Below are 12,077 nucleotides of genomic sequence, written 5' to 3'. Positions count from 1 at the left end.
CTTAGCTTGTCGAAGCGTAAATCATAATATTGAAAATAAAAAACAATGACAGAGGGTAACTTTGTAGACTACGTAAAAATATATGTTTCATCTGGTAAAGGAGGAAAAGGTTCTTCGCATTTACACAGAGAAAAATTTATTGAAAAAGGTGGTCCAGATGGTGGAGATGGTGGTCGTGGTGGGCACGTATATTTAGTAGGCAATAAAGGACTTTGGACTTTGTTCCACCTAAAATTTGCGCGTCACGTCAAAGCAGGCCATGGAGGCGATGGCGGAAGCTCTCGTAGTACTGGTCATGATGGAGAAGATAAAATTATTGAAGTGCCATTAGGAACAGTGGTTCGTGATAAAGACACCAACGAAATTCTTTTTGAAATCACAGAAGATGGCGAAAAAAGAATTGTAGCAGAAGGTGGAAAAGGAGGCTTAGGTAACTGGCATTTTCGTTCGTCAACGAATCAAACGCCTCGTTACGCACAACCCGGAATGCCTCCAGTAGAAGCTGATATTATTTTAGAATTAAAAGTATTAGCCGATGTTGGTTTGGTTGGATTTCCAAATGCAGGAAAATCGACTTTATTGTCGGTGTTGACTTCAGCAAAACCAAAAATTGCGGATTATGCTTTTACCACTTTAAAACCCAATTTGGGAATTGTAGCCTACCGTGATTTTCAATCGTTTGTAATTGCAGATATTCCTGGAATTATAGAAGGTGCTGCGGAAGGAAAAGGACTAGGTCATTATTTCTTACGTCACATTGAACGAAATTCAACACTATTATTTTTGGTTCCAGCAGATGCGGATGATATTAAGAAAGAATACGATATTTTATTAGATGAATTGCGTCGTTACAATCCGGAAATGTTAGATAAAGACCGCTTGATTGTAGTTTCAAAATGTGATATGCTTGATGATGAGCTCAAATCAGAAATGAAAAAGCAATTGGACAAGGATTTTAAAGGAATTCCATATATGTTTATCTCGTCAGTTGCTCAACAAGGTCTGACAGAGTTAAAAGACAAATTATGGCAGATGTTAAATACAGAAGCTTAAAAAAATCCCGGTTATCCGGGATTTTTTTATTATCCTATGGTTTGTAAGGGAAATATGAATATATTCGCAAAAATTTAAAAATATGAAAGTAAAATTACTTATTCTATTACTAATTAGCCAGTTAGGAATAGCACAACATCGCACTTGTGGAATGCAAGAAAAAATGGCACAAATGATGTCTAATCCTGTATTTAAAAAACAATATGAGGAAAGACAAGCTAAATTTGAAGTTGAATATCAAAAACTATTAAATAAACAAACGTCAACAGATAAATTATTAAGTCCAAATGCTACCATTATAATTCCTGTTGCAGTTCATTTCCCATCGGTTTCAAATGCAAGTAATGCTACAACAAAAGCTTGTTTTAGAGCGTTTGCTCAAACACAAATTGATGTAATTAATGCCGATTATAATGCAACAAATTCCGATTTGTCTAACTGGGCATCTGCTAGTGCTTTTTATCCAGGAGTAAATGTTGGTAATATGGATGTTCGATTCGTAATTGCTAATCAAAATCACCCTACGGGAACAGGTATTGCAAATGGCACGAGTGCTGTTACTTTTGGAACAGATTTCCTTGGTGGTGCTGATAGTGATGCAACTTGGGCTGGATATATGAACTTTGTAGTGAGAGATGAAGGAACTCAAATTTTAGGATATTCACCACTAGGTGGTTCGCCAGCTTCCGGACAAACAGTTGTTATGAATACATTTTGTTATGGAACAGGAGCTGGATGTACAGGTTATGTGCCTCAGTCCCCTTTTAATTTAGGAAGAACAGTTACCCATGAGCTAGGTCACTTTTTTAATTTAGATCATACTTTTGCTTCATCAAGTTGTAATCCAGCAGGTGCAAATTGTGCTACAGAAGGGGATAGAGTTTGTGATACACCAAGAGTTACTAGTGAAACTTATAATTGTCCTGCTGCAGGTTCTGTAAATGCATGTGCTACATTGAAATCATTAACAATGAATTATATGGATTATGTTGATGATCCTTGTATGTATATGTTTACAGCGGGACAGGCTACAAGAGCACTTGCTTATATTAATACTATTGTAGGTGAATTTAAACCTAATGTATTAAGTACAGAAAGTTTTACTAAAAACACATTTGAAATCTACCCAAATCCTAACAAAGGAAGTTTTACCATTCAATTTGATGAATCGAATACCAATTATTCAGTTCAAGTAATTGATCAAGCAGGAAGAATTGTATATGAGAAAAATGCCATTCAAAATGCCGATTTATTATATAATGTAGATTTGAATTCAGTGGCTTCTGGAGTGTATTTTGTAAAAGTAATGACAGAAACTGCTTCAGCAGTGAAACAAATTATAGTTGAATAGTTTTCAAAAATTAGAAAGCAAAAAAATCCCATTCATTTGAATGGGATTTTTTTTGAATTTATTTTTTAGTCTAAGTTTGGAATTCGTAATACTTGACCTGGATAAATTTCGTCTGGATCTTGTAACATTGGCTTGTTTGCTTCAAAAATCACTTCATATTTCATGGCATCTCCATAATATTCTTTGGCAATTTTAGACAACCAATCGCCTTCCACAACCGTGTGGTATCTTGCTTCTGGAGCAGGAATAGCCACTGTCATTTGATTGTCAACCGTTTCAACACCTTCAACATTACCCAATGCCAATACAATTTTTTCAGAATCGGCTTGTTGGTCAACTTCTCCAGTTACTACAACCAAACCGTCTTCTTTAACGGCCACTTTTAAAGAGTTGAAAGGCAACCCCAAGGCTTGAACATGACCCAATAAAGCACTTGCTTTTAATTGTGCTTTTTCTTCTGCAGGTGCAGCTTCTTCTTTGGCACCGAATAATTTTTTTCCAGCTCCTTTAATAAAAGAAAATAATCCCATAATTTTTATAATTTAATTTGTTATTCACTCAAATTTAGCAAATTAAGTGCCAAGGTTCTTTAAGCAGATAAAAAATAATATTTAAATAAATAAATAATTGAAATATAGCTGTTTATCTAAAGGTTAAAATTTTCTTAATGAAATTCATTTTCTATTTATTAAATTTTTTGATAAAATTGAAATAGAGTATATTCGCACCACTAAAAAAATATTTTATTATGAAAAAATTACTTTTATCTCTAATCGCAGCAATTACACTTGTACCATCAAGCGTAAAAGCAGATGAGGGAATGTGGTTTTTAATGTTCATCGAACGTTTAAATCACAGAGATATGCAAAAAATGGGCTTACAACTTACAGCTCAAGAAATTTACAGTATCAACAATCACAGTTTAAAAGATGCTATTGTTCAGTTTAATGGTGGATGTACAGCAGAATTAATTTCTAAAGATGGTTTAGTATTAACAAACCACCACTGTGGATACGATGCAATTGCAGAACAATCTACAGCTGAAAAAAATCACTTAAAAAATGGATTTTGGGCAAAAACAAGAGCAGAAGAAATTAAACCTTCAAGCTTATTTGTCCGTTTCTTCGTTCGTATGGACGACTGTTCTAAAAGAATTTTAGGAGTTGTAAATGCTACAATGACAGAAGCAGAGCGCGAAAAAGCGATCAATGCTGAAATTGCAAAAATTGAAAAAGAAAACAACGAAGGAGGAAAATATACCGTTTCGGTACGTTCATTCTTCCAAGGAAACGAATATTACTATTTCGTATACCAAGATTATAAAGACGTTCGTTTAGTAGGTACACCACCAGAAAGCTTAGGTAAATTTGGAGGGGATACTGACAACTGGGAATGGCCACGTCACACTGCCGATTTCTCTATGTTCCGTGTGTATGCAGATGCTAACGGTAATCCAGCAGAATACTCTACAAGTAACGTTCCGTTACAACCAAAACACCACTTACCTGTTAACTTAAAAGGAGTTAAAGAAAATGATTTCGCGATGATTTTAGGGTATCCTGGTCGTACGAATCGTTGGATGCCAGCAGGCGGAATTGAGCAAAACGTTAAGTTTGCTTACCCTGCTTGGGTAGAAGGTGCTAAAACAGGTATGGACAACATGAAGAAATACATGAATCAAAGTGATGCTTTGAACTTGGTATATGCTTCAAAATTTGCTTCAACAGCAAACTACTGGAAAAACCGTCAAGGAATGATTGATGCTTTATCAAAATTCCAAACCGCTAAATCTAAAGCAGCGCAAGAAGCTAAATTTAACAAATGGGCTAATTCGGCTGCAAACAAAGCGAAATACGGAAATGTGGTTGAAACAATCAATAACTACTATAAGTTAACGAACGAAAAATCACGTCACGATAATTATTTACAACAGTTGTTCAGAACAACCACTTTTGGAACTATCGGAAGAACTTTAGGAAAACAATTAGAAACGTATGCAAAAGCAGATGCTGCAAAACGTGCTCAATTGGCTCCTGCTATTTTAGAAATGGCTGACGAATTATTCAAAGAAGCACATATTCCTGCTGAAAAAGACATCCTTGCCGCACAATTAAAATTGTACTCAACTAAATCTACAGGATATGCTATCGCTCCGATGGTTGAAAAAATCGGAAAAGAAAACAACGGTGATTTTTCTAAATATGTAAATGCTGCTTTCGATTTAAGTATTGTAACATCAAAAGATAGAATCAAAGCATTCTTAGATTTACCAAGTGAAGGTTTATTAGCGAATGATCCATTGGTAGCATTATCTAATGATATGACTACTCATTTTAGCTCAAAATCAGATGCGATTGCAAAAGCGCAAAATGATTTTGGTGCAGCATACCGTAAATTAGTAGAAGGATTGAGAGAATCTAAAATTGGAGAAATCAAATATCCAGATGCTAACTCAACATTGCGTTTAACATACGGTAAAGTACGTTCATTGCCAGCAGATAAAAGAAATGATGCTACAATTAACAACTATACTACTTTAACTGGTCAAGTTAAAAAATACAAAAAAGGAGATCAAGAATTTGATTTACCAGCACGTTTGTTAGAAATGAACAAGAATAAAGATTTTGGTCGTTATGCAGATAAAGACGGTTCTTTACACGTAAATTTCTTAACTGACAATGATATTACTGGTGGTAACTCAGGTTCTCCAGTTTTAAATGGAAAAGGGGAGTTAATCGGTTTGGCTTTCGACGGAAACATCGAAGCTATGGCGGGTGACGTAATCTTTGATAAAAACTTACAAAGAACCATCAATGTTGATATTCGTTATGTGTTATGGGTAATTGAGAATTTCTCAGGAGCAAAACACATTGTTGATGAAATGACATTAGTGAAATAGTTATTGCGAGCTGTCACCCTGAGCTTGTCGAAGCGATAGCGAAGCAATCTAAACTAAACCGAACTCTATTTGAGTTCGGTTTTTTTATATCTTTACTTTCCTATTATCAAAAATGAAACGATTTCTTCTACTATCTGTTTTTTTCTTCCTTCTTTCTTGTGCAAAAAAAGAACCTCAATCGGTATCTTTTTATTATTGGAAAACAATTTTTCAGCTCTCTAAAACAGAAAAAAATGTAATGAATCAAAATAAGGTCACAAAACTTTATGTTCGCTATTTTGATGTGGGTCTTAAAAACGGAATCCCAATGCCTTTGGCTCCAATTTTCTTCAAAGAAAAAAAAATTGATCAGACTATAATTCCTGTAATATTTATTAAAAATGAAGTTTTTCTCTCCCAAAAGCTAAACGAAGTTGATTTGGCCACGAAAATTATTGGATTAATAAATCAAATTAATCAAGTGAATACTATTCAAACTAGTGAAATCCAAATTGATTGCGATTGGTCTTTAGCAAGTAGAGATCGTTATTTGACTTTTTTGAAATCGTTAAAAGAGAAATGGACTAAAACAATTTCGGCAACCATACGTTTACATCAAATAAAGTATTTTAATCAAACCAAAGTGCCACCCGTTGATTATGGTGTTTTAATGTTTTATAATATGGGAAAATTAAGCGCCAATGGTGCCAATTCTATTTATGATAAAAAGGTTGCATTGCAATATTTACCAGCATTAAAAAACTATCCATTACAACTAAAAGTAGCATTACCCATTTTTTCTTGGATGGTGCATAGTAGAAATGATCAAATTGTGAATTTAATTTCGAAAACGAGTAGGGATGATTTTAGAAATAATCCTACTTTTGAAGTGAAAAACAATACTATTTCAGTAAAAGAAAATGGTCTCTTCAAAGGGTTTTTCTTTAAGAAAGGAGATAAATTGCATTTGGAAGAAATTACAGAAAGTAATTTACAAGAAATAAAGGCTTTACTATATGATTATATGGATAAAGAGCCTCAAGAAATCATCTACTACGATTTAGATGAAAATAATTTAAAAAAATATCAAAATGAGTTCGTTTTTTAGACCATTATTTGTTTTTTTTAGTACAGTACTTATAGGAATCACTTCTTATGTTTCCATTTGTGCTGGAGGCGATTGGGATTGGTTTGAAAGCAATTCAAGTTTTGCACCTGAAGCCTATGTTCAAGATAAATCATATGAGCAACTTTTTTATAGCATTAATATGTTTTATGGGGAAGATTGGTATGATAATGCACATTCTAACAGGTTTAAAGAATCGATTATCGCTGATTGGAAAAAGTATTTAGGTAAAAAATTATCGGAAGAACAACTTAATTATTATGTTTTATCCGATTCTTCGAATGTAGAATTGTCAAAAATTAGTAAAGCAATACTTAAAAAAGAAAATAATAAATTAGCCCAAAAATTCGATTTAAAAGATGCGAAACTAAAACAGTTTTTCGCTTTTATGAATCTTGCCAAATCTTTAGAGACCTATTCCAATAATGTAGCTTCCTGGAATTATAATACAGATAGTTTAGATCCAATGCAGTATATGTCGGTTGGACAAGCAAAAAAAGTCGAAGACATTTATAATTTATCGAATGATCCCTTCTTAAAAAACAGATATTGGTTTCTTACCATGAAGTCTTATTTCTATTCTCAAAACAGAAATGAAGCGATTACTTTTTTTAATAAAACCCAAGCTAAAGTTGAACGAAATGAATTGTATTATAGAGGACTTTCTTATATAGCAGGAGTTTTGTATAAAAATAAAGAGTATGCACGTTCTAATTTTATGTACAGCGTAGTTTTTGATAATTGTCCAAAACTGAGAACGGTTGCCACCTATAGTTTTCATCCGCAAGAAAACAAAGATTTTCAACAAGCATTAGCTATTGCCAATACCAATTCTCAAAAAGCGGCATTGTGGGCTTTATATGGATATTATGGTGACGAGGTGGAAGCTATTCAACAAGTATATACTTTGGATCCCAAAAACAAACATTTGGATTATTTGCTGACTCGTGCTTTAAATATCGCCGAGAACAAAATGAACACAACGGAATGGAAGTACGCAGAGTATGGAAGTAAAGCTAAAATAGCGAATGATAGTTTGCATTCAAAGTTGTACCAAGTTGTAACTAAAATTGCCAATGAGAAAAAAAGCAATTCGCCTCACATTTGGAATATAGCTGCCGGTTATTTTGAAATTATCAAAGCAAATAATGCTAAAGCTACACATTATTTTTCTGAAGCGAAAAAAACGATTCCGAATACAAAATTAGCACAAGAACAATTGAAATTGTTTGAGATTTTTAATACCATCGCTTCGGTAAAAAAAATAGATCAAGCTGCCGAGATACAACTCTTGCCAAATTTAAAGTGGCTTTTTGTTTTCGAAAAAGAAAATAGTTCCGATAAACTTCGAACACAATTCCTCATTAATTGGAGCAGAAACTATGTTTCCAGTTTGTATAAAAAACAAGGAAATGAAGTTATGGCCGAACTGTTCTTGCGTGATGCCGATTATTATTTAAATCCTGTAAGAACCGAAAAAATGATAACGCATTTAAATACTAATAAATATTCGGATTGGCATACCTTTGCTAATTCTTTATATAATATTAGAATAGATGATATTTATGAATTCAAAGCAATTAAATATGCCTACAATAATCAGATCTCTCAGGCAATTGCTGAAATTCAAAAATCTTCATTTGCAAACGTTGAATTATTAGGAAATCCTTTTAACGGCAATATTAAAGATTGTAATGACTGCGATCATGTCGCTTTTCAAAAAACAAAATATACAAAATTGTCTTTTTTGCAAAAAGTAAAAGAATTGCAAGAAATTACCGCCAAAAATGGCGATACTTACATAGAAAATATTTTGTTAGGAAATGCTTTTTATAACCTGTCGTATTATGGAAACGCTCGACTTTTTTATGACAATAACATTATTAATCAATACAATACAAATTATCTAAATGATACCTATAAAAATGTATTGATGAGCAATGCTGAAACAGAAAAATATTATTCAAAAGCATTATTATTGGCAAAAAATGATGAGCAAAAAGCAAAAGCAATCTATTTATTAACCAAAATAGAACGCAATACGTTTTATTTAACTCCAGTATACATTCCATGGGAAGTTGATTATGTTGTGTTTGATGGATTTAAAAAATTGAAGCAATATTCAAAAACAAAGTATTATCAGGAAGTCATAAACGAATGTGGATATTTTAGAAATATAGTTCAAAAATGATGAAGCCAATAGTATTCTTATTTCTTTTTACATCACTGAATTTGTGGTCGCAATCCAATTTTGAAAAAGGAATGCAATTTTTTGAGCAAAAAAAGTACGTACAAGCAAAACCATTTTTTGAAGAAGTAATTAGGCAAAATCCTAAGAATTACGAGGCAATAGATAAATTAGGGGAAGTTTCTGTTTATACCAAAAACTGGGATGAAGCTGTAAGATGTGGTTACAAGCTCAAAACGGTGTTTCCTAATAACGCCGATTATTGGTACAAATATGGCGGTGCATTAGGGCTCAAAGCAAAAAATAGCAATAAATTCAAAGCTTTGGGTATGATTGATGATGTGAAAGAAGCATTTGAAACATCGGCAAATCTTGATCCCAAACATATAGGTGTTCGTTGGGCGATGGTAATGTTTTATATCGAATTACCCGGAATTATTGGTGGAAGCGAAGCAAAATCACAAAAATACGCTAACGAGTTAATGCGCATATCTAAAGTAGATGGATTTTTGGCAAAGGGATATATAGACGTGTATTTTGAGCGGTATGCTGCTGCTGAAATGAATTATAAAAAAGCACATGAAATTGGACATTCTAAAACTACTTTCGAAAAGCTTTATGATTTATATTTGAATAAAATAAAAGATGAGAAAAAGGCGGCTAAATTAAAAGCCGATTTTGACAAATAAACGAATACACAAATACACTTAATGAGAACTCATTTTATAGCCATTGGCGGAGCTGCTATGCACAATTTAGCATTAGCATTACATAATAAAGGATATCAGGTTACCGGTAGCGATGATGCTATTTTTGAACCTTCCAAATCACGACTAGAAAAGAAAGGATTACTTCCTCTTGAAATGGGCTGGTTTCCTGAAAAAATCACACAAGATATTGAAGCGGTCATTCTTGGAATGCACGCCAAAGCCGATAATCCTGAATTGTTAAAAGCAACAGCGTTAGGACTGAAAATTTATTCTTATCCTGAGTTTTTATACGAACAATCGAAAAATAAAACACGTGTGGTTATCGGTGGTTCTCACGGAAAAACAACCATAACTTCTATGATTTTGCATGTCATGCATTATCACAACATCGAAGTCGATTATATGGTGGGCGCCCAACTAGAAGGTTTTGATACGATGGTACACCTTACCGAGAAAAATGATTTTATCGTTTTAGAAGGCGATGAGTATTTGTCATCTCCTATAGATCGCCGACCAAAATTCCATTTGTACCAACCCAATATTGCTTTGCTTTCGGGAATTGCTTGGGATCATATCAATGTGTTTCCAACGTTTGATAATTACGTAGAACAGTTTCGAATTTTCACCAATCAAATTACCAATGGTGGTGTTTTAATTTATAATGAAGAAGATGAAACGGTTAAAGAAGTAGCTGAAAGTGCTGGAAATCCTATTCGAAAAATTCCTTATCAAACACCAAGTTATGTGGTAGAAAATGGAGTGACGTTATTAGATACTCCTGAAGGACCAATGCCGATTGAAGTTTTTGGAGCACACAACTTAAATAATTTAGCAGGAGCCAAATGGATTTGTCAATGTATGGGTGTTGATGAAGCGGATTTTTATGAAGCAATAGCAAGTTTTAAAGGCGCTTCCAAACGTCTAGAAAAAATAGCAGAAAGTAAATCGAAAGTAGCCTACAAAGATTTCGCGCATTCGCCGAGTAAAGTAGCTGCCACAACAAAGGCGGTTAAATCGCAATATCCTGACCGAAAATTAGTTGCATGTTTAGAATTGCATACCTATAGTAGTTTGAATGCTGAATTCTTGAAAGAGTATGAAGGTGCTTTGGATAGTGCTGATGTGGCAGTAGTTTTTTATTCGCCAGATGCAGTAAAAATCAAACAATTGGAAGAAGTGACCTATGAACAAATTGCACAATCCTTCAAACGAAAAGATTTAGTAATTTATACCAATCCGGCTGAATTCAAGCAGTTTTTATTCAGTGCCGATTTGGACAATTCAGCTTTGTTATTGATGAGTTCTGGGAATTATGGTGGATTGAATTTTGATGAGGTTAAAGAACTTATACAATAATTATTGTCCATATCTAAAATGTCCTACAATAGTATAACTGAATAAGCAATCCGCTAAAACTTGTCCGTTCCCTACATTGTGCACAATTAAATTGCGTTTGCCATCTTCCGATTTTAAATGCGTTACAATCCCTATATGTGGAAGTTTCTCATTGATCATCCAAGTGACAATATCACCCGTTTTATAATCCGCTGGATTTTGTGAAACGGGTAATTTTTTTCCTTTTCTTTCAAAAAAAATTTCCAAATTGGGCACTCTTCTGTGGTCGATGTTGGTGTCTGTGGTTTTTAGTCCCCATTTTTTTAAATTCGGATAAAGTGTAAAATTAGCTTTCATGTCTTCATGAACTTCTTTTTGTAAATCGATGTCAAGTTTTCTATAGGTTCTAATCACAACATCCGTGCAAACTCCTGTTTTGGAAGGAACATCTCCGTTTGGGTATTCTATTCCTATATAATTGGGTGTGTAAACCACTTCTGGATCAATAATCGAAATGGCCGCATTGGAGAGTTTATCATAAAAATCAAAAGGTTTTTCAATTGGTACAACTGATTGGTTTGAAGTAGCTTTTGCTACATAAGAAGTATTTTCTTTTTTACAATTCAGAAATAAAATGGAAAAAAGGGAAAGGATTACGATTTTCATACTTGTTGCTTTTTAATTGGAACGTAAAATTTTTGGTTTTAATATTTTGATTAGCTTTGTTTTTTATAATCGCCAAAATAAATAGTATGTACACGCCAATCCATCAGTGGGCCGAAGACGATCGTCCCCGTGAAAAATTTCTGCTTAAAGGTAAATCCACCTTATCCGATTCCGAATTATTAGCCATACTTATAGGTTCCGGTTCTCGTAACGAGAGTGCGGTACAGTTGTGTCAACGTATTTTAGCTTCTGCAAATAATAATCTTAACACTCTCGGAAAATTATCGGCTCAGCAACTCATGCAGTTCAAAGGAATTGGTGAAGCCAAAGCCATAACAATCGCGGCAGCGTTAGAATTAGGGCGTCGTCGAAGAGGAGAAGAAGTGCCGGAATTAGCAAGAATCACGTCCAGTAAATCTGTTTTTGAAATCATGCAACCTATACTTGGCGAGCTGCCACACGAAGAATTTTGGGTGTTGTATCTCAATAATTCCAATAAAGTAATGTATAAATCACAAATCAGTAAAGGGGGAATTACCGGCACAGTGGTCGATACCCGATTGGTGTTCAAAACGGCATTGGAACATCATGCGACAAGTGTTGTTTTAACACACAATCATCCTTCTGGAAAATTATTGGCGAGTGATGCCGATAAACAAATTACCAGAAAGCTACAAGAAGCAGGAAAACATTTGGATATTTTGGTTCTAGACCATATAATTGTCACAGAAATCAATTATTTTAGCTTCGCCGATGAAGGAATTCTTTAA

General features: G+C 33.8%; 10 protein-coding genes. 8 read left to right on the top strand and 2 right to left on the bottom strand.

Annotation, left to right across the window (positions count from 1 at the left end):
- The first annotated feature begins 45 nt into the window (after nt 1-45).
- Nucleotides 46-1,053 (top strand): GTPase ObgE, encoded by a 1,008-nt coding sequence (gene obgE, locus EQG63_RS10250; protein WP_129436278.1) that lies wholly within the window; start codon nt 46-48, stop codon nt 1,051-1,053.
- 82 nt (nt 1,054-1,135) lie between these two features.
- Nucleotides 1,136-2,404, top strand: a complete 1,269-nt coding sequence (locus tag EQG63_RS10245; protein WP_129436277.1) for a zinc-dependent metalloprotease — start codon at nt 1,136-1,138, stop codon at nt 2,402-2,404.
- A 65-nt stretch (nt 2,405-2,469) separates the two neighbouring features.
- Here the strand turns inward: EQG63_RS10245 and lysM are convergent, their stop codons facing one another.
- The gene (gene lysM, locus EQG63_RS10240) at nt 2,470-2,934 is read right to left on the bottom strand and encodes a peptidoglycan-binding protein LysM (protein ID WP_129436276.1); all 465 of its coding nucleotides are present in this window, start codon (nt 2,932-2,934) and stop codon (nt 2,470-2,472) included.
- Nucleotides 2,935-3,152: 218 nt separating this feature from the next.
- On the opposite strand from lysM, the gene EQG63_RS10235 reads away from it, so the two are divergent.
- From EQG63_RS10235 to EQG63_RS10215, 5 genes are all read left to right on the top strand, one after another.
- Nucleotides 3,153-5,303 carry a S46 family peptidase gene (locus tag EQG63_RS10235; protein ID WP_129436275.1) on the top strand — a complete coding sequence of 717 codons (2,151 nt, stop codon included), beginning with the start codon at nt 3,153-3,155 and terminating at the stop codon, nt 5,301-5,303.
- A 238-nt stretch (nt 5,304-5,541) separates the two neighbouring features.
- On the top strand, nt 5,542-6,390 hold the full coding sequence (locus EQG63_RS10230) for a hypothetical protein (RefSeq protein ID WP_129436274.1): 849 nt from the start codon (nt 5,542-5,544) through the stop codon (nt 6,388-6,390).
- Complete coding sequence (locus tag EQG63_RS10225; protein ID WP_129436273.1) at nt 6,374-8,599, top strand: hypothetical protein; 2,226 nt, start codon at nt 6,374-6,376, stop codon at nt 8,597-8,599. Before EQG63_RS10230 ends, EQG63_RS10225 begins: the two co-directional genes overlap by 17 nt.
- Complete coding sequence (locus EQG63_RS10220; protein ID WP_317125552.1) at nt 8,596-9,285, top strand: tetratricopeptide repeat protein; 690 nt, start codon at nt 8,596-8,598, stop codon at nt 9,283-9,285. The genes EQG63_RS10225 and EQG63_RS10220 overlap by 4 nt, the downstream gene beginning before the upstream one ends.
- A gap of 21 nt (nt 9,286-9,306) precedes the next feature.
- Entirely contained in the window at nt 9,307-10,662 is a 1,356-nt protein-coding gene (locus tag EQG63_RS10215) for a UDP-N-acetylmuramate--L-alanine ligase (RefSeq protein WP_129436272.1), read from the top strand.
- On the opposite strand, the gene EQG63_RS10210 is transcribed toward EQG63_RS10215, so the two are convergent.
- On the bottom strand, nt 10,663-11,307 hold the full coding sequence (locus EQG63_RS10210) for a DUF1287 domain-containing protein (RefSeq protein WP_129436271.1): 645 nt from the start codon (nt 11,305-11,307) through the stop codon (nt 10,663-10,665).
- A gap of 86 nt (nt 11,308-11,393) precedes the next feature.
- On the opposite strand from EQG63_RS10210, the gene radC reads away from it, so the two are divergent.
- A complete protein-coding gene (gene radC / locus EQG63_RS10205; RefSeq protein WP_129436270.1) occupies nt 11,394-12,077 on the top strand; it encodes a RadC family protein in 684 nt (227 codons plus the stop codon).

The organism is Flavobacterium amnicola, from assembly GCF_004122165.1.
GTDB lineage: Bacteria > Bacteroidota > Bacteroidia > Flavobacteriales > Flavobacteriaceae > Flavobacterium > Flavobacterium amnicola.
Note: the sequence above shows the minus strand (reverse complement) of the source record. Positions and strands in the feature narration are given on the sequence as shown.

What these genes read in the sequence shown, in the direction of transcription:
- EQG63_RS10210 (WP_129436271.1), bottom strand. Translation starts at nt 11,307, where the DNA reads ATGAAAATCGTAATCCTTTCCCTTTTTTCCATTTTATTTCTGAATTGT.
- EQG63_RS10230 (WP_129436274.1), top strand. Translation starts at nt 5,542, where the DNA reads ATGAATCAAAATAAGGTCACAAAACTTTATGTTCGCTATTTTGATGTG.
- EQG63_RS10245 (WP_129436277.1), top strand. Translation starts at nt 1,136, where the DNA reads ATGAAAGTAAAATTACTTATTCTATTACTAATTAGCCAGTTAGGAATA.
- obgE (WP_129436278.1), top strand. Translation starts at nt 46, where the DNA reads ATGACAGAGGGTAACTTTGTAGACTACGTAAAAATATATGTTTCATCT.
- EQG63_RS10235 (WP_129436275.1), top strand. Translation starts at nt 3,153, where the DNA reads ATGAAAAAATTACTTTTATCTCTAATCGCAGCAATTACACTTGTACCA.
- EQG63_RS10225 (WP_129436273.1), top strand. Translation starts at nt 6,374, where the DNA reads ATGAGTTCGTTTTTTAGACCATTATTTGTTTTTTTTAGTACAGTACTT.
- radC (WP_129436270.1), top strand. Translation starts at nt 11,394, where the DNA reads ATGTACACGCCAATCCATCAGTGGGCCGAAGACGATCGTCCCCGTGAA.
- lysM (WP_129436276.1), bottom strand. Translation starts at nt 2,934, where the DNA reads ATGGGATTATTTTCTTTTATTAAAGGAGCTGGAAAAAAATTATTCGGT.
- EQG63_RS10215 (WP_129436272.1), top strand. Translation starts at nt 9,307, where the DNA reads ATGAGAACTCATTTTATAGCCATTGGCGGAGCTGCTATGCACAATTTA.
- EQG63_RS10220 (WP_317125552.1), top strand. Translation starts at nt 8,596, where the DNA reads ATGATGAAGCCAATAGTATTCTTATTTCTTTTTACATCACTGAATTTG.